Source organism: Ancylobacter sp. TW_SC_1 (genome assembly GCF_056836805.1).
Genome location: NZ_CM166365.1, coordinates 3,494,799 through 3,517,429, shown reverse-complemented (window position 1 = coordinate 3,517,429; position 22,631 = coordinate 3,494,799). Strand labels below are relative to the sequence as shown.

17 protein-coding genes are annotated in these 22,631 nt (G+C 68.1%); 7 read left to right on the top strand and 10 right to left on the bottom strand.

The genetic code is table 11. The features are described 5' to 3' along the window. The first annotated feature begins 59 nt into the window (after nt 1-59). Entirely contained in the window at nt 60-707 is a 648-nt protein-coding gene (locus AC1PZ7_RS16515; RefSeq protein ID WP_482356292.1) for a DUF2155 domain-containing protein, read from the top strand. On the opposite strand, the gene aat is transcribed toward AC1PZ7_RS16515, so the two are convergent. The 6 genes from aat to AC1PZ7_RS16485 all read right to left on the bottom strand — a co-directional run bounded on the left by aat (nt 638) and on the right by AC1PZ7_RS16485 (nt 6,167). Next, the gene (aat, locus tag AC1PZ7_RS16510; RefSeq protein WP_482356291.1) at nt 638-1,318 is read right to left on the bottom strand and encodes a leucyl/phenylalanyl-tRNA--protein transferase; all 681 of its coding nucleotides are present in this window, start codon (nt 1,316-1,318) and stop codon (nt 638-640) included. The two genes, AC1PZ7_RS16515 and aat, sit on opposite strands and share 70 nt — an antisense overlap. A 53-nt stretch (nt 1,319-1,371) precedes the next feature. Then, a complete protein-coding gene (gene accC, locus AC1PZ7_RS16505) occupies nt 1,372-2,724 on the bottom strand; it encodes an acetyl-CoA carboxylase biotin carboxylase subunit (RefSeq protein WP_482356290.1) in 1,353 nt (450 codons plus the stop codon). A 10-nt stretch (nt 2,725-2,734) separates the two neighbouring features. Next, complete coding sequence (gene accB / locus AC1PZ7_RS16500) at nt 2,735-3,211, bottom strand: acetyl-CoA carboxylase biotin carboxyl carrier protein (protein WP_482356289.1); 477 nt, start codon at nt 3,209-3,211, stop codon at nt 2,735-2,737. A gap of 34 nt (nt 3,212-3,245) precedes the next feature. Then, complete coding sequence (gene aroQ, locus AC1PZ7_RS16495; RefSeq protein WP_482356288.1) at nt 3,246-3,683, bottom strand: type II 3-dehydroquinate dehydratase; 438 nt, start codon at nt 3,681-3,683, stop codon at nt 3,246-3,248. A 197-nt stretch (nt 3,684-3,880) separates the two neighbouring features. Continuing rightward, entirely contained in the window at nt 3,881-4,666 is a 786-nt protein-coding gene (locus tag AC1PZ7_RS16490) for a DsbA family protein (protein WP_482356287.1), read from the bottom strand. Nucleotides 4,667-4,700: 34 nt separating this feature from the next. After that, a complete protein-coding gene (locus AC1PZ7_RS16485; RefSeq protein ID WP_482359661.1) occupies nt 4,701-6,167 on the bottom strand; it encodes a M48 family metalloprotease in 1,467 nt (488 codons plus the stop codon). Between the two features lie 147 nt (nt 6,168-6,314). Here AC1PZ7_RS16485 and AC1PZ7_RS16480 point away from each other — a divergent pair, with 147 nt between their 5' ends. Then, a complete protein-coding gene (locus tag AC1PZ7_RS16480; protein WP_482356286.1) occupies nt 6,315-7,517 on the top strand; it encodes a pyridoxal phosphate-dependent aminotransferase in 1,203 nt (400 codons plus the stop codon). 6 nt (nt 7,518-7,523) lie between these two features. Here AC1PZ7_RS16480 and AC1PZ7_RS16475 read toward each other — a convergent pair whose 3' ends face one another. Continuing rightward, entirely contained in the window at nt 7,524-7,895 is a 372-nt protein-coding gene (locus AC1PZ7_RS16475) for a winged helix-turn-helix transcriptional regulator (protein ID WP_482356285.1), read from the bottom strand. Nucleotides 7,896-8,047: 152 nt separating this feature from the next. Between AC1PZ7_RS16475 and AC1PZ7_RS16470 the strand changes: the two genes are divergently transcribed. Then, on the top strand, nt 8,048-8,890 hold the full coding sequence (locus tag AC1PZ7_RS16470) for an SDR family oxidoreductase (RefSeq protein ID WP_482356284.1): 843 nt from the start codon (nt 8,048-8,050) through the stop codon (nt 8,888-8,890). 89 nt (nt 8,891-8,979) lie between these two features. Here the strand turns inward: AC1PZ7_RS16470 and AC1PZ7_RS16465 are convergent, their stop codons facing one another. Beyond that, complete coding sequence (locus tag AC1PZ7_RS16465; protein ID WP_482356283.1) at nt 8,980-11,712, bottom strand: Rne/Rng family ribonuclease; 2,733 nt, start codon at nt 11,710-11,712, stop codon at nt 8,980-8,982. A gap of 759 nt (nt 11,713-12,471) precedes the next feature. Here AC1PZ7_RS16465 and AC1PZ7_RS16460 point away from each other — a divergent pair. Together AC1PZ7_RS16460 and AC1PZ7_RS16455 are read left to right on the top strand one after the other, a co-directional pair. Next, on the top strand, nt 12,472-13,779 hold the full coding sequence (locus tag AC1PZ7_RS16460; RefSeq protein WP_482356282.1) for an N-acetylmuramoyl-L-alanine amidase: 1,308 nt from the start codon (nt 12,472-12,474) through the stop codon (nt 13,777-13,779). A gap of 210 nt (nt 13,780-13,989) precedes the next feature. Beyond that, the gene (locus AC1PZ7_RS16455) at nt 13,990-16,428 is read left to right on the top strand and encodes a penicillin-binding protein 1A (protein ID WP_482356281.1); all 2,439 of its coding nucleotides are present in this window, start codon (nt 13,990-13,992) and stop codon (nt 16,426-16,428) included. Between the two features lie 18 nt (nt 16,429-16,446). Here the strand turns inward: AC1PZ7_RS16455 and AC1PZ7_RS16450 are convergent, their stop codons facing one another. Then, nucleotides 16,447-17,070 (bottom strand): glutathione S-transferase, encoded by a 624-nt coding sequence (locus tag AC1PZ7_RS16450; protein ID WP_482356280.1) that lies wholly within the window; start codon nt 17,068-17,070, stop codon nt 16,447-16,449. A gap of 155 nt (nt 17,071-17,225) precedes the next feature. On the opposite strand from AC1PZ7_RS16450, the gene prfB reads away from it, so the two are divergent. Continuing rightward, on the top strand, nt 17,226-18,356 hold the full coding sequence (gene prfB, locus AC1PZ7_RS16445) for a peptide chain release factor 2 (RefSeq protein ID WP_482356279.1): 1,131 nt from the start codon (nt 17,226-17,228) through the stop codon (nt 18,354-18,356). Nucleotides 18,357-18,380: 24 nt separating this feature from the next. Here the strand turns inward: prfB and AC1PZ7_RS16440 are convergent, their stop codons facing one another. Then, nucleotides 18,381-18,848, bottom strand: a complete 468-nt coding sequence (locus AC1PZ7_RS16440) for a peroxiredoxin (RefSeq protein WP_482356278.1) — start codon at nt 18,846-18,848, stop codon at nt 18,381-18,383. Nucleotides 18,849-19,001: 153 nt separating this feature from the next. On the opposite strand from AC1PZ7_RS16440, the gene AC1PZ7_RS16435 reads away from it, so the two are divergent. Next, nucleotides 19,002-22,586, top strand: coding sequence for a DUF3971 domain-containing protein (locus AC1PZ7_RS16435; protein WP_482356277.1), 3,585 nt, complete (start codon nt 19,002-19,004; stop codon nt 22,584-22,586). Nucleotides 22,587-22,631 lie beyond the last annotated feature (45 nt).

Genomic DNA, 22,631 nt, shown 5'->3' with positions numbered 1-22,631 from the left:
CCCCGCATCTTGGCCTGCGACGCGTGCCCTACCGCACGCGCGGCTTGTGAGGCTTGTCGATGTCCGCCGGTTCGATCCGTTTCGCGCTCCTTGCCGCCGCTGCATTCGCCGCGCTGACAGGCCCGCTCGCCGCCCAGCAGGGCTGGCAGGGCGGAGTCGATTCGCAGCCGCTGGCGCCGCCGCCCGGCCAGACGGAGGCCCCGGTCGAGAATCCTGATTCGCCGCCGTCGGGAATGGGCGTCCCCTCCATCATGGAGGATCCGGACGCCGGTGCGCCGCGCAGCCCGGCGCCGGCCCTGCCGGAGGTGCCCGGCCAGGCCACGGTCGGCCCCAGCGGCGACATCGAGGTGGTGCAGCCGCCGGAACAGAAGATCGAGAACAAGACGGCCGAGTTCTCCGGCCTCGACAAGATCACCGGCCGCATCATCAGCTTCGACGTGGCGATCAACGAGACGGTGCAGTTCGGCGCCCTGCGCATCACCCCGCGCGCCTGCTACACGCGTCCGGAGACCGAGCAGCAGAACACCACGGGCTTCGTCGAGATTCAGGAAATCACCCTCGACGGCAAGGTGCAGCCGCTGTTCGGCGGCTGGATGTTCGCCTCCAGCCCCGGCCTGCACGGCGTCGAACACCCGATCTACGATGTGTGGCTGACCGACTGCAAGCAGACCTCGCCGGTGATCGCCTCGCCCAGCGGCCAGCAATAGAAATTCGCCTCGCCATTCTCCAGCGCCTGGGTCAGCAGGCGGTGATACTGCCGCCGCGTCACCTCGACGGCGCCGAAGCTCCGGAGGTGATCGGTCACGAACTGCGTGTCGAGCAGGGTGAAACCGCCTTTCTTCAGCCGCGCCACCAGATGCACCAGTGCCACCTTCGAGGCGTCGCGGGCGGTGTGGAACATGCTCTCGCCGAAGAAGGCGCGGCCGAGCCGCACGCCATAGAGGCCGCCGACCAGCTCGCCGCCCTGCCACGCTTCCACCGAATGGCAGTAGCCGCGCTCATAGAGGTCGCAATAGAGCTTGCGGATGCGGCGGTTGATCCAGGTCGAGCCGCGGCCCTCGGCCGGGGTCGCGCAGCCGTCGATCACCGCCTCGAAATCATGGTCGACGCGCACCTCGAACTTGTCGGAGCGCACGGTGCGGGCGAGGCGGCTGGTGATGGCGAAGCTGTCGAGCGGAATGACGCCGCGCCGCTCCGGCTCGATCCAGTAGAGCCCCGGATCGTCGGCGCTCTCGGCCATCGGGAAGATGCCGCAGGCATAGGCCTTGAGCAGGACTTCCGGCGTGATCTCGACCTGATGTTCGCGCGGGCGTGACATGCCGCCAGAATGACGGAGATGCGCGGCGCTGTGAAGGCGCCGCGCCCCGAAGATCAGCTCGCCGGCTCGCCCTCGGCGAGGAAATGCTCGAGCCAGTGGATGTCGTAGGCGCCGCGCTTGATGTCGTCGTTCTCGACGAGTTCGCGGAACAGCGGCAGCGTGGTCTCGATGCCTTCCACGACGAACTCGTCGAGTGCCCGGCGCAGGCGTGCGAGGCACTCGTCGCGGGTGCCGGCGTGGACGATCAGCTTGCCGATCATGCTGTCGTAATAGGGCGGGATCGAATAGCCCTGATAGACCGCCGAATCGATGCGCACGCCAAGGCCGCCCGGCACATGCCAGTAGCCGATCTTGCCCGGCGAGGGCCGGAAGGTGCGCGCATGCTCGGCGTTTACCCGGCACTCGATCGCATGGCCGTTCAGCACCACATCGTCCTGGGTGAAGCTCAGCGCTTCGCCGGCGGCGACGCGGATCTGCTCGCGGATCAGGTCGATGCCGGTGATGGCTTCCGTGACCGGATGCTCCACCTGGATGCGGGTGTTCATCTCGATGAAATAGAACTCGCCATTCTCGTACAGGAACTCGATGGTTCCGGCCCCGAGATATTTCATGTCGCGCATCGCCTTGGCGCAGGTCTCGCCAATGCGGGCGCGCTGTTCGGCCGTGATGGTCGGGGAGGGGGCCTCCTCCAGCACCTTCTGGTGGCGGCGCTGCAGCGAGCAGTCGCGCTCGCCCAGATGCGCCGCATTGCCCTTGCCGTCGCCGAAAACCTGAATCTCGATGTGGCGGGGGGTGCCGAGATACTTCTCGATATAGACCGCATCGTCGCCGAAATTGGCCCGCGCTTCCGAGCGCGCGGTGGACAGGGCGGAGGACAGCTCGTCTTCCGAGCGCGCCACCTTCATGCCGCGTCCGCCACCGCCGGCGGCGGCCTTGATAAGCACGGGATAGCCGATTTCGTTGGCGACCTTGATCGCCTCGTCATCGGAGGTAACGCCGCCCTCGGAACCCGGTACACACGGAATGCCGAGGCGCTTGGCGGTCTTCTTGGCCTCGATCTTGTCGCCCATGACGCGGATGTGCTCGGGCTTGGGCCCGATGAAGGCGACGCCGTGATCGATGAGGATCTCGGCGAAGCGCGCGTTCTCGGAGAGGAAGCCGTAGCCCGGATGCACCGCCTCGGCGCCGGTGATCTCGCAGGCGGCGAGCAGAGCGGGAATGTTGAGGTAGCTGTCCTTGGCGGCCGGAGGGCCAATGCACACGCTCTCGTCGGCGAGCTTCACATGCATGGCGTTGGCGTCGGCTGTGGAATGAACCGCCACGGTGGCGATGCCCATTTCCTTGCAGGCGCGCAGCACGCGCAGGGCGATCTCGCCGCGATTGGCAATCAGGATCTTGCCGAACATCAGGCGCCCCTCACTCGATGATCAGGAGTGGCTCGCCATATTCGACCGGCTGCGCATTCTCCACGAGGATTCGGGTCACGGTGCCCGCGCGGGGTGCGGGGATCGCGTTCATGGTCTTCATCGCCTCGACGATGAGCAGCGTCTGGCCTTCCTTCACCACCGAGCCGATATCGACGAAGAACTTGGCGCCGGGCTCCGGGCCGAGATAGGCGGTGCCCACCATCGGCGAGGCGACGAGGCCGGGATGCTTGGAAATGTCATCGACCGCTGCCGCAGCGGCAACCGGTGCGGGCGCGGCGACCGCGGGGGCCGGAGCCGGCGCGGCGACGGCCACCGGCGCGGCGGCGTAGACGGTCGGCGCGGCGCGGACGACGCGGATGCGCAGATCCTCGTGCTGCACCTCGATCTCGGTGAGGTCGCTCTCGGAGAGCAGGTTGGCGATCTCGCGCACCAGCGCGGGGTCGATGTTCGGCTTGTTGGTTTTCATCATGATCCCGTGACGGTCGCTTGCCCGTCTCCCTTCAGCTGACGCGCCCGCTGGCGAGTGCGTCGATGGCAAGCCGGTAGCCGTCGATCCCCAGCCCGCAGATCACCCCGCGGGCGACCGGCGAAATATAGGAATGATGGCGGAAGGCTTCGCGCGCGAAGACGTTGGACAGGTGGACTTCGACGACATTGAGGCCGACCGCCTTGATGGCGTCGGCGATGGCGACGGAGGTGTGGGTGTAGGCGGCGGCGTTGAGGACGACGCCGAGCGAGCCGCGCGCTTCCTGCAGGAAGGTGACGAGCTCGCCCTCGTGGTTGGTCTGGCGAAAAACGAGGTCGAGGCCATGGCGCTGGCAGGCCGCGCGGCAGGCGGCTTCGACATCGGCCAGCGTGGCGCGACCGTACACCTCCGGCTCGCGCGTGCCGAGCAGGTTCAGGTTCGGTCCGTTGAGAACATGCACCGTTTGGGGCATCGCGCCTCAGGAAGCCAGCCGCCGCCCGGCCCGTGCCGGGACGGCCGCGGGTTTATAGGCAATGGCTCGCCCCGCGCCAAGCCCCGCCGCGATGTCCCGGCGATTAACCCCCAGGCGGTTGCGCTCCGGAAGGCCCGAAGCGGACCGTCCGGGCCGCACCGGGCCGTTCGGCACCGGATCGCTCAGCACTGGGTCGTTCAGCACTGGGTCTTGCCGCAGGCGCGCACCGACGCGATCGCGTCCTTGAGCTGGTCATGGCCGACGGCACCGACGACGACCTGGTCGCCGAGCACATAGCTGGGCGTGCCGTCGATGCCGAGCGCTTCGGCGATCTGCAGGTCTTCCTGCAGGGTGGCGTTGATCTCGGGGTTTTCCAGCGCCTTCTCCAGCGCGCCCTTGTCGATGCCGACCGCGACGGCGGCCTCGATCGCCTTGTCCTTGTTGGCCTGTCCGCGCTCGCCGAGCAGCTTCTTGTGGAAGTCGAAATACTTGTCGGGTGCCGTCAGGCGCACCGCGACGGCCACGCGCGCGGCTTCGACCGAGCCGGGTCCGAGCACCGGGAATTCCTTCAGCAGCACCTTCAGCTTGGGGTCGCCCTTGACCAGATCGACGAGGTCGCCGAGAGCGCGTTTGCAGTAGCCGCAATTGTAGTCGAAGAACTCGACCAGGGTGACGTCGCCCTGCGGGTTGCCGACGACGACGGCGCGGGCGGTGTCGAAAATGCGCGGCTTGAGTTCGGCCAGCGCCGATTCGCGCTGCTTCGCCTCGGCGGCCGCCTGGCGCTTCTGCAGCTCGACGATGGCTTCCTGGATCACTTCCGGGTTCTTCAGGAGGTAGTCGCGGATGACCCCCTCGAATTCCTTGCGCTGGGTGTCGTCCAGCGCCGAGGCGGGGGTGAGCGCCGCGCCGAGCATGAGGCCGGCGGCAAGGCCCAATGCGAGCGTTGCGCGGCCGGCACGGCGGATGAGGGTCAGCGGCGACATGAATTTCTCCAGAGGGGTAAGGCGTGGCGCCATCTTAAGGACCGGCTTTTCTCTTCTTCGATTTCGGATCGACGGGCGGCTTGTAGTTGACGATGTCGTCGGCCTTGAGCCAGCCCGGCGTGCCGAGCTTGAAGCCGTTGCGGGCACGCGTGGCCAGCTCGCGGGACAGGCGGAAGTCGCCGCCCATGAACGCGGCCTGGGCCGAGGCGAGGTCGGCATTGGGAATGTCGCCCTTGCGGCCATAGGCCATGGCGAGGTAGCGCCAGCCGGCCGGCGAGGAGGGCTCGCGCTGCAGGCTGAAAGTCAGCTCGCGCACCGCCTCGTCCATCGTCGACTTGTCCTCGGTGGCGACGAGGGCCTGGCCGAGCAGCATGCGGATCAGCGAATTGCCGCCCGACAGCTCCACCGCCCGGCGCAGCGGCGGCACCGCCTCGCGCGCCCGCCCGGCCTCCAGCAGCGCCTGGCCCTTGAGCTCATAGAAATAGGCGTTGCGCGGCTGCTCGGCGATGAGCGCGTCGATCTGCCGGATCGAGTCGGGAATGTTGCCGAAGCGATAGGCCGAGATGGCGCGGGCGTAGCGCGCCGGCAGCGAGGCGTCGGAGCGGGGGTAGAGACGGCTGACCGAATCCGGCTGCTGGGTGAAGCCGACCAGCTTGGCCCGCATCATGTCGTGCCTCGTCTGCAGCGCCGGCGAATCCTTCGTGTCGAAATACGGGCTCTTCTTCGCCAGCTCCGAGAGCAGCGCGATGCGCTCGGTCGCCATGGGATGGCTCAGCACATAGGGGTCGACCCGCTGGCTGAGGAAGATCTGATCGTTCTGGAACCGCTCGAACGTCGTCAGCATGCCCTTGGCGGACTGCTTGGTGGCGTTGAGATAGCCCACCGCCGCGCGGTCGGCCGAGGCCTCCTGCCCGCGCTGGTAGGACAGCAGCGTGCGGCGGATCATCTCCTGCGGCGCCATGATCGCGCCGGCCGCCGCCCCGCCCATGCTCGTCCCGCTCGCCGCGCCGGCCGCGACGCCGCCGGCGGCGAGAAGCATGCCGACGATGGCGGCGGTCTGCGCCGATTCGAGCTGCTGGCGCATATTGGCCAGATGCCCGCCGGCGATGTGGCCGGTCTCGTGCGCCAGCACGCCGATGATCTCGTTCGGCGTCTTCGACTGCTTGAGCGCGCCGGTGTTGATGAAGATGCGCCGCCCGTCCGCGACGAAGGCGTTGAAGCTGTCGCTACCGACCAGCACCACTTGGATGTTCTGCTGCGAGAGGCCCGCCGCCTTGAAGACCGGCCGCGTGTAGTCGCGCATCAGCGACTCGATCTCGGCGTCGCGAATGATGCCGGGCTGGCGGCTCTGCGCCTGCGCCATGGTGGACGGCGCGGCCAGCGCGGCCGCCGCGACAAGGCCGAGCCCCCGCGCCGCGCGCGCGGCGATGCGGGAGAGATGGCGTGGCCGGCCGGCCGGGCTCCGCCGAAGCGGGGGGTTGTCAAGCAGCAATGGAAGCATCATCCATCGACATGAACGGTTTCGAGGCGAACTGACGCTGTCGTGACGGCAGGGTCAAGCCTCGGCGTCATCATCTTCTATTGAACGTCAGCCGAGACGAGCCGGAGAATGCGGCGCAGATACGGCGGTTCGGCAAGGTTGGGCAACATGGATTCATCTTCTGCGTCAACCCGGCTGGACGCGGCCGCGCGCCTCGCGGGGGCCTCGCGCCGCAGCGAGATCGCCCCGTTCATCGTCATGGACGTGATGGAGCGCGCCGCGCGCCTGGAGGCGGCGGGCGGGCATGTGATCCACATGGAGGTCGGCCAGCCGGCCGCGCCGGCGCCCTCGACCGCCCGCGAGGCGGCGCGTCGGGCGCTCGACCACGGACGGATCGGCTACACCACGGCGCTCGGCCTGCCCTCGCTGCGCGCGCGCATCGCCCGGCACTATGGCGACACCTACGGCGTCGATCTCGACCCGGCCCGCATCGTGGTGACGACCGGCTCGTCGGCCGGCTTCCTGCTTACCTTCCTCGCCCAGTTCGAGCCGGGCGACCGGGTGGCGATCGCCAATCCCGGCTATCCGCCCTATCGCCACATCCTCACCGCGCTGGGCTGCGAGCCGGTGCTGATCGAGACCGATGCCGCCTCGCGCTGGGTGATCACCCCGGAGGCGCTCATCGAGGCGCACCGGCGGACGCCGCTCAAGGGCGTGCTGGTGGCCAGCCCCGCCAACCCGACCGGCACCATGATGCGGCCCGAGGCGCTGGCGGAGTTGGTGCGGACCGCCGAGAGCTTCGGCATCCGCTTCATCTCCGACGAGATCTATCACGGCCTCGACTACGCCTTCCCCGCCACCACGGCGGCTTCCATCAGCCCGCATGCGACGATCATCCATTCCTTCTCGAAGTACTTCTGCATGACCGGCTGGCGCGTCGGCTGGATGGTGATGCCCGAGGGGCTGGTGCGCGCGGTCGAGCGGCTGCAGCAGAACCTGATGATCTCCGTGCCCACCCTTTCGCAGGTCGCCGCCGAGGCGGCCTTCGACGGCGCGGCCGAGATGGAGGCGGTCAAGCACGGCTATGAGGTCAACCGGCTGATTCTCACCGAGGGACTGCCGGGGGTCGGGCTGCCGGAGTTCCTCCCCGTCGACGGCGCCTTCTACCTCTATGCCGACGTGTCGCGCTTCACCGACGATTCGGCGGCCTTTGCCCGGCGTCTGCTCGACGAGGCGCTGGTGGCGGCGACGCCGGGCGTCGATTTCGACCCGCATCGCGGCCACCATTATCTGCGCCTGTCCTATGCCGGCGCGGCCGACGAGATGCGGCAGGCGGTGAACCGGATCGGCGCGTTCCTGCGTAAGGGGTGAGGGGCGTCACCGCTCCGCCATGGCGGCGTCATAGGCCGCCTGCGCGGCGAGGATGGCGTCCATGTTGTGCTCGGCCCAGTGGGTGAGGGCGGCGGCCGTGTCGGCCAGCGCCCGCCCCAGCGGGGTCAGGGCGTATTCCACCGTTACCGGCACGGTCGGATAGACGGAGCGGGTGACGAGCCCGTCGCGCTCCAGCTTCTTCAGCGTCTGCGACAGCACCTTCTGCGAGATGCCCTTGATGTCGCGGCGCAGATGGTTGAAGCGCACCGGCCCGCCCTCCAGCCGGTCGAGGATCAGCAGCGCCCATTTGTCGGCCAGCCGGTCGAGTACCATCCGCGTCGGGCAGCGGTCCTCATAGACATCGTAGGCGTAGCGCATCGCTCTCTCCGTGCCGGCGCCCACCGCATCGGGGTTGGCCGGTTTCCTCGACGACACCATGTGAGCCGAAGGTGCTCTCTTTCGCACATCCGCAACGGCGCGTATGTAGTCAATCGATACATGGTTTCCAATAGATACTAAGGAGATTGACGATGGCAGGCAAGATTCTGGTGCTCGGCGCGACCGGGCATGTCGGCCGCCCGCTGGTGAAAGAGCTTCTCGCCCGCGGCGAGGCGGTGAAGGCGGCGTCGCGCTCGGGCAAGCCGGTGGAGGGCGCCGAGGGCGTCGCGTTCGAGTTTGGCAAGCCGGAGACCTTCGGTCCGGCCTTCGAGGGCGTCGACCGCGCCTATGTGATGCTGCCCGGCGGTTACGTGAACTCCAAGGAACTGCTGACCCCGATCATCGATGCGGCGGCGGCGCGCAAGGTGAAGGTGGTGCTGCAGACCGCCCTCGGGGTCGACGCGGATGATTCCATCCCCTATCGCCAGGTCGAACTGGCGCTGATCGGCTCGGGCGTGCCCTATGTGATCCTGCGGCCGAACTGGTTCACCGACAATTTCCTGAACTTCTGGAAGCCGGGCATCGACCATCACGGCGTGATCGCCGTCCCGGCGGGCGAGGGAAAGTCGAGCTTTATCGACGCCCGCGACATCGCCGCCAGCGCCGCCAGCGCGCTCACCACGGATCGTTTCGACGGTCAGGCGTTCGGCCTCACCGGCCCGCAGGCGCTGGGCTACGCCGAGGCGGCGGCGATCATCGCCGACGCGATCGGCAAGCCGGTCGCCTATACGCCGGTCGACGACGCGACCTTCATCGGCATCCTGACCGGCGCCGGCGTCTCGCCGGACTACGCGGCCTTCCTCGCCTCGATCTTCCATCCGGTCCGCGAGGGCTGGACGGCGTCCGTGACCGACAGCGTGACGCGGCTGACCGGCCGGGCCCCGCACTCGGTGGCGCAGTGGGTGAAGGACAATGCCGCCGCGCTGAAGGGCTGAGGGCCGGCGCGGCGCCGGGGAGCCATCGTGAAAAAGAAAACGGCGCCGTGAGGCGCCGTTTCCATGTCAGGTGACGTGCGAGGCTCGCCTCACTCGCCGAAGATCTTGCGCTGCCACCAGCCGGAGCGGCGGGGGCGGTCGGCTTCCGGCGCCGCGGCCGGAGCGGCCGGGGTTTCGGCGGAACCGGTTTCCACTTCCGGTGCGTCGGTGGAAACGGCCTCCGGCGCAGACGCCGGGGCTTCGGCTTCCGGCGCGGCCTCGGGGGCGGCAACCACCTCCTGCGTCACGACGGCGGAGGTCTCCCCGGCGACAGCCGGAGCGGGCTCGCGCACGGTGGACCGGCGACGGCGCGGCTTGGGAGCCTGCGGCGCCGGTTCCTCGACGGCGGGTGCCGCCGCGACGGGCTCAGGCGCGACGCTCTCAGTGGTCGCAGCCGCCTCGGCCGCTTCCGCCGTGGGCTCCTCGCCGGCCTTCTCACCAACCTTCTCGCCACGCGTGCGGCGGCCACCGCGCCGGCCGCGACGCGGACGGGCGTCCTCGGCCGGGGCCTCGGCGGCCTCGACGGCCGCTTCCTCGGCGAGGACGACCGCCTGCTCGGCGACATCGTCGGCAATGGGCGCCTCGGCGATCACCTCGGCAGCCGCTTCGGCCGTTACCTCGGCCGGGGCTTCGCGTGCTTCGCTCGTGTCGCCCTCGGCGTACTCGCCACGGGCGTCGTCACCTTCGGCGTCGTCACCGTCATCCTCGAACTCGATGCCGTCCGTGTCGGATCCAGCCTCGCTGCCGGCGGCGCGACTGCCGTTCTCGCCGTTCGGGCCGCCGGCGCCACGCCGCCGACGCCGGCGACGCCGCCGACGCCGTCCGCCATCGCCCTGCGCGTCGCCGCCGGCTTCAGTCGCCTGCGCGGGAGCCTCATGGGTCTCGGACTCGACGTCCGTCTCGACCTCGTCCTCGGCTTCATCCGCAAGGGCGATCTCGTCCTCCGGCTCGATGACGAGCTCGGGCGGGCGCGGCAGCGGGATCGGGTTCAGCACCGCCTCGCCCTTGTCGATGGCGAAGGGGGTGAGCCCGGTCAGCGTCGCGTCGGCGGAGATGGTGATCAGCACGCCGAAGCGCTCTTCCAGCTCGTGCAGATGCGCGCGCTTGTGGTTGAGCACGTAGAGCGCGTTCTCGGCGCGGGTGCGGATGATGAGGTTATGTGTGTTCGAGCGCTGCAGGATGTCCTCGGCGCCGCGCAGCATCTGCAACGCGACCGACGGCGACGAGCGCACATGGCCGGTGCCGCCGCAATGCGGGCAGACCTCGGTGGAGGACTCCAGCACGCCGGTGCGGATGCGCTGGCGGCTCATCTCCATCAGGCCGAAATGCGAGATGCGGCCGAGCTGGATGCGGGCGCGGTCGTTCTTCAGGCAATCCTTTAGCTTGCGCTCGACCGCCCGGTTGTTGCGCTTCTCGTCCATGTCGATGAAATCGATCACGACGAGGCCGGCAAGGTCGCGCAGGCGCAACTGGCGGGCGACCTCTTCGGCGGCCTCCAGGTTGGTCTTCAGCGCCGTGTCCTCGATATTGTGCTCGCGGGTGGAGCGCCCGGAGTTCACGTCGATGGAGACCAGCGCCTCGGTCGGGTTGATGACGAGATAGCCGCCGGAGCGCAGCTGCACCTGCGGCAGGAACATCGCGTCGAGCTGGCTCTCCACCCCGAAGCGGGTGAACACCGGCTGCAGGTCCTTGTAGGGCTTCACGTTCTTCGCATGGCTCGGCATGAGCATACGCATGAAGTCCTTGGCCTCGCGATAGCCGTCGTCGCCGGCGACCAGAACCTCGTCGATGTCCTTGTTGTAGAGGTCGCGGATCGAGCGCTTGATCAGCGAGCCTTCCTCATAGACCAGCGAGGGTGCGGTCGAGCCCAGCGTGAGCTCGCGCACGTTTTCCCACAGGCGCAGCAGGTACTCGAAGTCGCGCTTGATCTCCGCCTTGGTGCGGTTGGCGCCGGCGGTGCGCAGGATGACGCCCATGCCCTCCGGCACTTCGAGGTCGGAGGCGACCTCCTTCAGGCGCTTGCGGTCGTCGGCCGAGGTGATCTTGCGCGAGATGCCGCCACCGCGCGCGGTGTTGGGCATCAGCACCGAATAGCGGCCGGCGAGCGAGAGATAGGTGGTGAGCGCCGCGCCCTTGTTGCCGCGCTCTTCCTTGACGACCTGCACCAGCATCACCTGCCGGCGCTTGATCACTTCCTGGATCTTGTAGGTGCGGGCCCGGCCGCGCGGGGCGGCGCGCTCGGGCACTTCCTCCAGCGCGTCGTCGGAGCCGACCTCGTCGACCACCTCTTCCTCGCCGGCGATCTCCTCGACCTCGCCGCCCGTCTCGTCATCGGAGGACGGCCGGCGGCGCGAGCGGCGGGCGGGGGCGGCCTCTTCGGTGGAGGTCTCCTCGGAGACGGTCTCGTCGGCATCGGCGGCCTTCGCCGCGCCGCGACCGCGCCGGGAGCGGCCCTTCGGCTTCTCCTCCGCCTCGTCCTCGGCATCCTTGCGCTGCTGGCGCTCTTCTTCGGCGAGCAGCGCCTGCCGGTCGGCGACCGGGATCTGGTAATAATCCGGATGGATCTCGCTGAAGGCGAGGAAGCCATGCCGGTTGCCGCCATATTCGACGAAGGCGGCCTGCAGGGAAGGTTCTACCCGCGTGACCTTGGCGAGGTAGATGTTGCCGCGCAGCGGCTTGCGGTTGGCAGCCTCGAAGTCGAATTCCTCGACTCGGCTGCCGCGCACCACCACAACCCGGGTCTCCTCGGGATGGGTGGCGTCGATGAGCATCTTGTTGGCCATTGAACTCTCATGTGCGGCAGCGGCCGTGGCGCCGGCGTCGCGAAGGACGCCCGGCTGCGAAGGCCGTGCCTGTAAGCGGTGATCGAAAGCGGGCTGGGAATGCGGCGGGCAGGACGGAACGCCTCGCTGGCGGGGCGCCGACGCGATGCACAGGCCACGGGCCCGCGGGCATGTACGCGACGAAGAATCGTCCCGCGCACCTGACCCACACTTGCCGGCTGACGCATCATCGTTGGCTGCCGTCCTTACACGACCGAACACGACAAGCCGCGATCGCGCGCGATCCGGCTCAAGGCACATGGTGGCGAAGCCACGGGCGCGCGAAATCCGTAAAAGCCGCGCGAAGAAACCGTGTCCGGCGGTCCGAAAATGACGAGGCCGGGCGATCCCCCGACGCGCGGCCAATTCTGACCGCATTCGGCACCGCCACGCGTCCCCAGGGATCAATCGTCGCTTTGTGCCGGGCCCACCCATCGCTGGATCGCCCATCGCCGCAGGGGCCGCGAAAGCCGGACGTCGACGATCGACCCGGAATGCGTACCATATGCATGCCCTTAATAGCGGCATGCGTGCCGATTTGGCAAGGATCGCGTCCGATCTAATGTGCCGCCGCCGTTGCGCGGCGGCAACGCCGGTGGCACGACCGCGAATCGGCCCGCAAGGAGCGGTTAACCCTTCGTTCGTATTTCGCTAGAAAGGTCGGGGCGCGCGCCGGCGCCGCTCGGTGCGGGCGCGCGGTGCAGGAGGTGTTGGTCGGGAATGGCAGTGCGGGCGGGCATGTTCGGGTTTTGTCTGGCGGTGGCGCTGTTGCTGCCGGCATGCCTGTCGCTGTCGGCTCCGGCCTTCGCCAGCGAGCCGGTGGTGGCGAGCGACGCGCGCCTCGCCGGCGACCAGGAACGCACGCGGCTGGTGATCGACCTGTCGCGCTCGGTGCCGCTGGGCGCCTTCACCCTCGCCGATCCCTATCGCGTCGTCATCGACATTCCCGACGTCGTCTTCGCGCTGCCGGCCTCGGCCGGGCAGGAGGGGCGAGGCCTTGTCTCGGCCTATCGCTTCGGCCTGTTCGCGCCCGGCAAGGCGCGAATCGTGATGGACGTCAACGCGCCGGTGACGGTGGACAAGGCCTTCGTGCTGGAGCCGATGGACGACCAGCCGGCGCGTCTCGTGATCGACCTCGTGAAGACCGACCGCGCGAATTTCCTGAAGTCGGTGGCCGCCCCGCTGCGGCGCGCCGAGGAGCCGGAGATGCCGCAGGCCGAGGTCGCCGAGGCCGGCGACACCCGTCCCGTCATTGTGATCGACCCGGGCCATGGCGGCGTCGATTCCGGCGCGGTGAACTCCACCTTCGGCGTGACCGAGAAACAGCTCGTGCTGACCATCGCCCGGCAGCTTCACAAGAGGCTGGAGGCCACCGGCCGCTACCGCACGCTGATGACCCGCACCAAGGACACCTATGTCTCGCTCGGCCAGCGCGTGCGCTTCGCCCGCCAGAACGAGGCGCGGCTGTTCATCTCGCTGCATGCCGATTCGCTGGCGGCGCGCGGCGGCGAGGTGCGCGGCGCCACCATCTACATGCTGTCCGACCGCGCTTCCGATGCCGAGGCGCAGTTGCTCGCCGATTCGGAAAACAAGGCCGACATGATCGCCGGCCTCGATCTTTCCGAGGAACCGGCCGATGTCGCGGGTATCCTGTTCGACCTTGCGCAGCGCGAGACGCGCAACTTTTCCGCCCATTTCGCCCGCAGTCTGGCGGGAAGTGTCTCGGACGTGGCGCGGATGCACAAATCGCCGCTGAAATCGGCCGGCTTCAAGGTGCTCAAGGCCCCCGACGTGCCGTCCGTCCTGTTCGAGCTCGGCTATCTCTCGAGCGCGAAGGACCTGGAGCTCATGACCTCCGCGGACTGGCAGTCGAGCGTCACCGAAGCCATGGTTACGGCGATCGACGCCTATTTCGCGGCGCAGAAGCCGCTGGATGGCGTTCCGAGCGCTCTGCCCGCCAGCATTGGCGGGGCGGGCGGCGAGCCGCTGGCCGCAACGCGGGCGGAACCGGCCGCGATACGGCCATAGTTGCCGCGCACACGCTGCCCCAAGGGCCTTTTCTGTCAGGCGGAATCGCCAGATCGACGGGAAAGTGATCTAGAGTCGAACGGACGGAGCCCGTTCTGGCCGCAAAAGTCATTCAACTTTTGCGCAAGATGCTCTAGGGGCGACGTCGGACAACGGACTCGCATCGTGCTTCGGCGCGGTGGCGTCCTCAGCTTATGGGGGCTTTGCCGCATGAGGCTGCTTCTGCGGTTTTTGGGTTTTATGTTCGCGCTCGGCACGATCCTGTTCGTGGTCGGTGGCGCGGCGGCCGGCTATTTCGTGTGGAAATTCTCCCAGGACCTGCCGGACTACTCGCAGTTGCAGAATTACGAGCCGCCGGTGATGACCCGCATCCACGCGGCGGACGGCTCCCTGCTGGCCGAATATGCGCGTGAGCGCCGGCTCTATCTGCCGATCCAGAACATTCCCGAGCTGGTGAAGGAAGCCTTCATCTCCGCCGAGGACAAGAACTTCTATTCGCATGGCGGCATCGACGTGACCGGCATCGGCCGTGCCGCCTATGCCTTCCTGCAGAATTACGGCTCTGGCCGCCGCCCGCAGGGCGCCTCCACCATCACCCAGCAGGTGGCGAAGAACTTCCTCCTGACCAACGAGGTCTCGATCGACCGCAAGGTCAAGGAGGCCCTGCTGGCGCTGCGCATGGAGCGCGCCTATTCGAAGGACAAGATCCTCGAGCTCTACCTCAACGAGATCTATCTCGGCATCGGCTCCTACGGCGTCGCCGCCGCCTCGCTGCTCTATTTCGACAAGTCGGTTTCCGAGCTGAACATCGCCGAGGCGGCCTATCTCGCCGCCCTGCCGAAGGGGCCGAACAACTACCATCCGTTCCGTCGCCACGACGCGGCCGTCGAGCGCCGCAACTGGGTGATCGACCGCATGGCGGAGAACGGCTACATCACCGAGCAGCAGGCCGAGGACGCCAAGAAGTCCGACCTCGCCGTGACCGTGCGCCCGACCGGCGCGCACATCTTCTCGGCTGAATATTTCGCCGAGGAAGTGCGCCGCGAGATTTTCGAGCGCTATGGCGAGGACAAGCTCTATGGCGGCGGCCTGTCGGTCCGCACCACGCTCAACCCCAAGCTCCAGCAATACGCCAAGGAGGCGCTGCTCGACGGGCTGACGCGCTATGACGAACAGCGCGGCTTCCGTGGGCCCGTGACGCATATCGAGACCTCGGGCGACTGGGGCGCGCGGCTTGCCGATGTGCGCACCTTCACCGACATTCCCTGGCGCCTTGCCGTGGTGCTGGATTCGGACGCCAAGGGCGCGCGCATCGGCCTGCAGCCGCAGCGCGACCGCTCCGGCACCCTCGGCTCGCAGCGCGACGTCGGCATCATCACGCCGGACGGCGTGAAATGGGCGATGCGCAATGCCAAGAACGGCGTGGCCGGCGTGCTCAAGCCGGGCGACGTCGTCTATGTCGAGCCGGTCGACGGCAAGCCGGACCAGTGGCGCCTGCGCCAGCAGCCCAATATCGAGGGCGCGCTCGTCGCCATGGACCCGTCCACCGGCCGCGTGCTGGCCATGGCCGGCGGCTTCTCCTTCGACGAAAGCCAGTTCAACCGCGCCACGCAGGCCCAGCGCCAGCCGGGTTCGTCCTTCAAGCCGTATGTCTATGCGGCGGCGATCGACAACGGCTACACGCCGTCCAGCGTCGTGCTGGATGCGCCCTTTGAACTAGCCCAGCAGGGGCAGGCGACGTGGCGGCCGGAGAACTATTCCGGCAAGTTCTACGGCCCGCAGACGCTGCGTTTCGGCATCGAGCAGTCACGCAACGTGATGACGGTGCGGCTCGCCAATGATCTCGGCATGCCGCTGATCGTCGAATACGCCAAGCGCTTCGGCGTGTCGGACAACCTTCTGCCGGTTCTCTCCATGTCGCTCGGCGCCGGCGAGACGACCGTGCTGCGGATGGCCGGCGGCTATTCGATGTTCGCCAATGGCGGCAAGCGCATCAAGCCGACGCTGATCGACCGCGTCCAGGACCGCTACGGCAAGACCATCTACCGGCACGACGAGCGCGAATGCCGCGGCTGCGATGCCGCCGCCTGGAGCGGCCAGAACGAGCCGGTGCTGATCGACCGGCGCGAGCAGGTGCTCGATCCGATGACCGCCTACCAGATCACCTCGATGCTCGAGGGCGTGGTCCAGCGCGGCACCGGCACGGCGCTCAAGGTTCTGGGCAAGCCGATCGCCGGCAAGACCGGTACGACCAACGAGGAAAAAGACGCCTGGTTCGTCGGCTACACCCCGGACGTGGTGGTCGCCGTCTATCTCGGCTTCGACACGCCCAAGCCGATGGGCAGGGGCTCGACCGGCGGCCTTATCGCCGCGCCGGTGGTGCGCGACTTCATGAAGCTGGCGCTGGCGGACCGCCCGGCGGTGCCGTTCCGCGTGCCGCCCGGTATCAAGCTGATCCGCATCAACCCGAAGTCCGGGCTGCGTGCCGGGCCGGGCGAGGCCTCGATCCTCGAAGCCTTCAAGCCCGGCACGGCGCCACCCGACAGCTACTCCATCATCGGCGCGACCGATGCGTCGGGGCAGCCGATCGGCATCAACCCGGACGCCGACCGCGCGGTTGGCGCCAGCGGAACCGGCGGGCTCTATTGAGCCCGCCCCGGTACCGGTTCAGCCGTCATAGGGCCAGGCCCTGAATGCCTCCAGCGTCTCGGCGCGGGCCGCCAGACGCGCCATGGCCGGGAAGGCGTCCGCCGGCATGACCTCGGGAATGATCCGGGTGGTGAAGGTCCAGGCGATAGCAGCGGTGATGTCCGCCTGCATCGGGCGCTCGGCGACCAGCCATCCTTCCGCGTCGCCGATCTCCGCATCGAGCAGGCGATAGGCCGCGAAAAGTTGTTCGTGGACCCGGTCCAGCCAGGGCTGGTGGCGCTTCTCTTCTGGGCGCAACTGGTGCTCATAGACGATCTGCACCGTCTTCTCGCAGGCGGCGAGGGCGAGCCCGATGATGCGCTGGGAGCGCGCGTGGCGGGAGATGTCGGCGGGCGCCAGCGACGCCGACGACGGGGCCAGCCGCTCCACATGCTCGAGGATGAGGGTTGAATCCATCAGCACGAGGCCGTCATCGGTCACCAGCGTCGGCGCCTTCACGACCGGGTTGATGCCGGCGAATTGGTCATAGTGACGGAAGACGGAGACGGATTCGTGTGTGAAGGGCACGTCGAGAAGCTTCATCGACACCGCGACACGGCGTACATAGGGCGAATCCAGCATGCCGATCAGGCGCATCTTCATTCCTCCACTGAGCGGCGGGTAGCGTAAGCCGGCCGGAGCCGCCGGCAAATGCGACTTGCGACCCCTGCCGGACGGATCTCGTGCCGGGGCGTTTACAGCCCAAGACAAGCCCTCTATTTTCCGCCGCCTTCAACGTCCTTTCGAGAGTGTCCCCCATGCGCGCCGAGCTCGCCGCGAGCGTCGACGAAATCCGCGAAGCCGCCGGTCTGCTGCGGCAGCACATTGATTTCGACCGTTCCAAGGCCCGACTCGCCGAGCTGAATGCGCTCGCCGAGGATCCCAACCTCTGGAACGATCCCGAGCGCGCGCAGAAGCTGATGCAGGAGCGCGGCACGCTGGAGGACGGGCTCAATTCGCTGGAGCGGATCGAGCGTGAGCTCAACGACAATGTCGAGCTGATCGAGCTCGGCGAGATGGAAGGCGACGAGGGCATCGTTTCCGAAGCCTCGGTGGCGCTGGACAAGCTGAAGGCCGAGGTTGCCCGCCGGCAGCTGGAAGCGCTGCTCTCCGGCGAGGCCGACGCCAATGACAGCTATCTCGAAGTGCACGCCGGCGCCGGCGGCACCGACAGCCAGGATTGGGCGCTGATGCTCCTGCGCATGTACACGCGCTGGGCCGAACGGCGCGGCTTCAAGGTCGAGCTGATCGAGGAGTCGGCCGGTGAAACCGCCGGCCTCAAATCGGCGACCATTCTGGTCAAGGGCCACAACGCCTATGGCTGGCTGAAGACCGAAGGCGGCGTGCACCGCCTCGTCCGCATCTCGCCCTTCGATTCCAACGCGCGCCGCCAGACGTCCTTCGCGTCGGTCGACGTCTACCCGGTGATCGACGACCGCATCGTGGTCGACATCAAGGAAAGCGACCTGCGCATCGACACCATGCGTTCGGGCGGCGCGGGCGGCCAGCACGTCAACAAGACCGAATCGGCGGTCCGCTTCACCCATATTCCCACCGGCATCGCGGTGGTGGCGCAGGGCGACCGCTCGCAGCACAAGAACCGCGCGACGGCGTGGGAGATGCTGCGCGCCAAGCTCTACGAGATGGAGCTGAAGAAGCGCGAGGCGCAGGCCGCCGCCGATCAGGCCGCCAAGACCGACATCGGCTGGGGCCACCAGATCCGCTCCTATGTGCTGCAGCCCTACCAGCTGGTGAAGGATCTGCGTACCGGAGTGACCTCCGGCACGCCGCAGGAAGTGCTCGACGGCGATCTCGATCCCTTCATGGAAGCGGCGCTGGCGCAGCGCGCCTATGGCGGCGGTCCGGCCAGCGTCGAGGATGTCGACTGACGGTTCGCGCGCTGCGCGGAGCGATCAAAGCGCCTGCGCGGCGGCGAGTACTTCCTGCGCATGGCCGGCCACCTTCACCTTCGGCCAGAGGCGCGCGACGCGGCCATCGCGGTCGATGAGCACGGTGGTGCGCTCGACGCCCATATATTTGCGGCCATACATGCTCTTCTCGACCCAGACGCCGTAGGCTTCCAGAATTGCGTGCGTCTCGTCGCCGGCGAGGGCGAAGGCCAGTCCCTGCTTGGCGCGGAAGCGCGAGAGCGCCTTGTCCGAATCGGGCGACACGCCGACGATCAGCGTGTCGGCGGCCGCGAAGGCGTCCTTCAGCCCGTTGAAGTCATGTGCCTCCAGCGTGCAGCCCGTGGTGCCGGCCTTCGGATAGAAATAAAGTGCCAGCTTGTGACCTCGGCAGGCCGCCAGCGACAGAGTCTCGCCCGCATCCGTAGTCAAAGTGAAATCCGGAGCAGGCTTGCCGACGATGATCTCGGTCATGTTGCCTTCCTTTCGGCGTGATTAAAGGTGATCGGCTGGCGGGCTGCCGATCGCGCGGAATGAAAGCATAGCGTCAGCCAACCTATGGAAAGGTGTCGCCGCCCGTCCGTCGCACGGGCAATATGGCGAAACGTGTGGGGATTCGTGCCGTAGATGAAAGAGCCGACGACGCAAAGGTCGGATTCAGGCGGAAAGCGCCCCGCCAAGCGCCTGCGCGTGCGGCGCGCGGCGAAGGCGTGCGCGACTTCGGCCGGGCGGCGGCGCTGGCTGCGTGTGTGCTGCTGGTCGTGCGGGTCGGCCTTCGGCGCCGCCGCTGCCGCTGCCGCGCTCGTCTATCTGCTCTTCGTTACCGGCACGATCACCGTCGACATGGCGCGGCCCTATGTCGAGCGCGCCCTGGAGGCCCGGATTGGCGACGGCCACTCCGTCGAGATCGCCGGCATCATCGCCGACCGGGCGCCGGACGGCGGTATCGTCCTGCACGCCAGCGACATCACGGTGCGCGATGATGACGGGGATGTCGTCGCCGTTGCGCCGCAGGCCGAGGTGGCGCTGCAGGACAGCTGGCTGCCCTGGCTCATGCAACCCAAGCGGGTCGACCTCGTCGGTGTGAAGCTGAACGTGTTCATCGATGCGCAGGGGCAGCTCTCCATCTCCGCCGATGGCGGCACTTCGCTCGGCACGACCGCGCATCCAACGACGATCGCGACCGTGCCCGCGCACGGCGATCCCGTTTCCGCTCCCACCGCGGGACAATCCGCCGCCCCGCCGGACGCCGCACCGGCAGGCGCGGCCGAGATGGCCGGGCTGCGTGGACCGCAACGGGTGGCGACGCCTTTCGGTCCGCTGCGCCTGGCGGCGCTGGCGGCGCTGGCGGAGCAGTTCGATCATGGCGGGCTCGACGGTGGCAATCTCAGCGAGATCGGCCTCAAGGACGGTATCGTCGTTATCCGCAACGAGGCCAGCGGACGCGAATGGACATTCGACGACATCGACCTCTCCCTGTCGCGTCCGCCGGAGGGTGGGATCACCTTTGACGTCAAAGCCGGGGGGATGGACGGGCCGTGGTCGGCGCGCGCCACGATCGGCGCGCTGGTGGACGGCCAGCGCGAGCTGGCGCTGGAAGTGCGCGATCTCGCGCCGCGTGATCTGCTGATCGCCGCCGGCAAGGCGGGTTCGGACATTCTCGCGACCTCGCCGCTTTCCGTGGACCTGAAGGCGACCATCGACAGTTTCGGCGTGCTGATCGCGACGGAGGGCCGACTGTCCGCCGGCGCGGGTGAACTCCAGCTCGGCTCGGACGCGGACGGTCGCATGCTGATCGACGAGGCGGCGGTCGCCTTCTCCGTCGATCCGGAGCGGCGGCTGGTGAACCTCACTTCCGTCACCGCCCAGGCAGGCCCCTTCGCGATGGAGCTGGCGGGCATGTTGAGCCTGCCTTCGGACGCCGCCGGCAAATGGACCCTGCGCACCACCGCGGCGCAGGCGAGCTTCGGCGGCGGCGGCATCCATGCCGAGAAGCAGCCGCCCTTCGTTCTCGACGACATCGATCTCGACCTTTCGTTCGATCCGGCCGCTCAGCGGCTGAGCATCGACCGCGGCGTGCTGAAGGGGCCACAGGGCGGCATAACGCTCGGCGGGGCGCTGGATCTCGGCGCGGCGGAGCCGTCTCTCTCCATGTCGGTTACGGCGACGCCGATGACGGCCAGCTCGCTGATCCGGCTCTGGCCGGTCGTGGCGGCGCCGGCGCCGCGGCGCTGGGTGTACGAACATCTCGTTTCCGGCGACGTCAGCCAGGCCGAGATCGTCTTCAACGCCCCGCTGGACTCGATCGGCAAGAAGAACCGGCCGCTGGAGGATGATGCGCTGAGCATCGATATTTCCGGCACCAATGGCAGCTTCATTCCCGTGCCCGGGCTGCCGCCGGTGTCCGGCGCCGATGTGGAGGTGCGGATCACCGGGCGCACCGCCCATGTGCTGGTGAAGAAGGGCGTGATGGAGACACCCGGCAAGCGCCGGCTCGACATCGGCGAGAGCGTCTTCGATATCTCCGATACCGCCCCGGTGCAGCCGGAGGGCAAGGTGAAGGTGGCCGTGAGCGGGCCGGCCGCCGCCGCCGTCGAGCTCGGCGGCATGCCGCCGCTGCGCAGCCCGACCTTCGTCCCGGTGGAGCCGCAGTCGGTCACCGGCGCGATCAACGGCACGGCGCAGATCAACGTCAAGCTTTCCGACAATATCCAGCCCTCGGATGTCGACTATGCCTTCGATGCCGACCTGACCGATTTCGGTGCGGCCAAGGTGGCGTTCGGACTGAATCTCAGCGACGCCAAGATACGTGCCTTCGTGACCCCGCAGGCCACGGTGCTGCGCGGCGAGGGCAAGTTCGGCGGCGCGCCGGCGAGTTTCGACTACAGCCGCCCGGCCTCGGGCGACACCACGTTCGTGCTGGCGGCCTCGCTGGACGGCGCCGCCCGGCAGAAGCTCGGCATGGACCTGGCGGGCATATCCGGCACGGTGGGCGTCAAGCTCTCCGGTGTGGCCGGGCCGAAGACCAAGACCGCCGACGTCGATCTGGACCTCACCGGCGCCCGGCTCGCCGAACTGGTGCCGGGATGGTCGAAGCCGGCCGGCAAACCGGCCCGGCTCACCGCCAAGGCGATACTCGGGTCGAACGGCACGCGGCTCGATGATCTGGTGGTCACCGGGCAGGGCGTGAACATACGCGGCACGGTCGAGCTCGATTCCAAGGCGGGCCTTGTCAGCGCCAATCTGCCGACCTTCCAGCTCTCCGACGGCGACAATGCCAATGTGAAGGTTGAAAACGACGATGGCGCGATGAAGATCACGGTGCGCGGCGAGGTGATCGAGGCGCGCGCCTTCCTCAAGAACCTTCTGGAAGCGCCCGTCGCCGGCGCGCAGGACCAGAAGCCGATGGACATCGACCTCGACGTGAAGCTCGGCGTCATCGTCGGCAATAATGGCGAGACCATGCGGGAGGCGGCGCTGCAGTTGTCGCGCCGAAATGGCGACCTCAGGGCCTTCAAGCTCAGTGCCCTGGTGGGACGCGACGGCGGAGTGACGGGCAATCTGACGACGCAGGGCAACGGCCGTCCCCGGTTGCGCGTGGCGACGAGCGATGCCGGCGCGCTGCTGCGCTTCGTCAATCTCTATCCGCGCATCTATGGCGGCGATCTGTGGATCGACGTCGACGCCCCGCTCGGCGACGGTAAGCCTCAGCTCGGCGTCGTAAACATGCGCGACTTCATCATCCGCGGCGAGCCGGGCCTCGACCGCCTCATCGCGGCCGCGCCGCAGGCGTCGCGCGACGGGCGCCTGCAGCCGGGCTCGGCCATCACCTTCCGCAAGCTGCAGGTCGATTTCCAGCGTTCGGCCGAGCAGCTCAACATCCGCGACGGCGCGATCTGGGGGCCGACCATCGGCTCGACCTTCGATGGCACGCTCGATTTCGCGAGCGACCGCATTTCGGTGCGCGGTACCTATGTGCCGGCCTATGGCTTGAACAATTTGTTCAGCCGTCTGCCGGTGCTCGGCTTCTTCCTCGGCGGCGGGCCCAATGAGGGGCTTGTCGGCGTGACCTATGAGATCGTCGGGCCGCTGTCCGGCCCGACGCTGCGGGTCAACCCCATCTCGGCCGTGGCACCGGGCTTCCTGCGCAAGATATTCGAGTTCCGGCAGGCGCCGGATCCGACGCCGCCCGCGGTGGTGCCGACGCGGTAATCGCCGCCGGAGGCGTCATTCCAGCCGCAGCGAAGCGAAGATCCG

Coding starts and splice junctions, on each gene's coding strand:
- AC1PZ7_RS16515 (WP_482356292.1), top strand. CDS start 60: ATGTCCGCCGGTTCGATCCGTTTCGCGCTCCTTGCCGCCGCTGCATTC.
- aat (WP_482356291.1), bottom strand. CDS start 1,318: ATGTCACGCCCGCGCGAACATCAGGTCGAGATCACGCCGGAAGTCCTG.
- accC (WP_482356290.1), bottom strand. CDS start 2,724: ATGTTCGGCAAGATCCTGATTGCCAATCGCGGCGAGATCGCCCTGCGC.
- accB (WP_482356289.1), bottom strand. CDS start 3,211: ATGAAAACCAACAAGCCGAACATCGACCCCGCGCTGGTGCGCGAGATC.
- aroQ (WP_482356288.1), bottom strand. CDS start 3,683: ATGCCCCAAACGGTGCATGTTCTCAACGGACCGAACCTGAACCTGCTC.
- AC1PZ7_RS16490 (WP_482356287.1), bottom strand. CDS start 4,666: ATGTCGCCGCTGACCCTCATCCGCCGTGCCGGCCGCGCAACGCTCGCA.
- AC1PZ7_RS16485 (WP_482359661.1), bottom strand. CDS start 6,167: ATGCTTCCATTGCTGCTTGACAACCCCCCGCTTCGGCGGAGCCCGGCC.
- AC1PZ7_RS16480 (WP_482356286.1), top strand. CDS start 6,315: ATGGATTCATCTTCTGCGTCAACCCGGCTGGACGCGGCCGCGCGCCTC.
- AC1PZ7_RS16475 (WP_482356285.1), bottom strand. CDS start 7,895: ATGCGCTACGCCTACGATGTCTATGAGGACCGCTGCCCGACGCGGATG.
- AC1PZ7_RS16470 (WP_482356284.1), top strand. CDS start 8,048: ATGGCAGGCAAGATTCTGGTGCTCGGCGCGACCGGGCATGTCGGCCGC.
- AC1PZ7_RS16465 (WP_482356283.1), bottom strand. CDS start 11,712: ATGGCCAACAAGATGCTCATCGACGCCACCCATCCCGAGGAGACCCGG.
- AC1PZ7_RS16460 (WP_482356282.1), top strand. CDS start 12,472: ATGGCAGTGCGGGCGGGCATGTTCGGGTTTTGTCTGGCGGTGGCGCTG.
- AC1PZ7_RS16455 (WP_482356281.1), top strand. CDS start 13,990: ATGAGGCTGCTTCTGCGGTTTTTGGGTTTTATGTTCGCGCTCGGCACG.
- AC1PZ7_RS16450 (WP_482356280.1), bottom strand. CDS start 17,070: ATGAAGATGCGCCTGATCGGCATGCTGGATTCGCCCTATGTACGCCGT.
- prfB (WP_482356279.1), top strand. CDS start 17,226: ATGCGCGCCGAGCTCGCCGCGAGCGTCGACGAAATCCGCGAAGCCGCC.
- AC1PZ7_RS16440 (WP_482356278.1), bottom strand. CDS start 18,848: ATGACCGAGATCATCGTCGGCAAGCCTGCTCCGGATTTCACTTTGACT.
- AC1PZ7_RS16435 (WP_482356277.1), top strand. CDS start 19,002: ATGAAAGAGCCGACGACGCAAAGGTCGGATTCAGGCGGAAAGCGCCCC.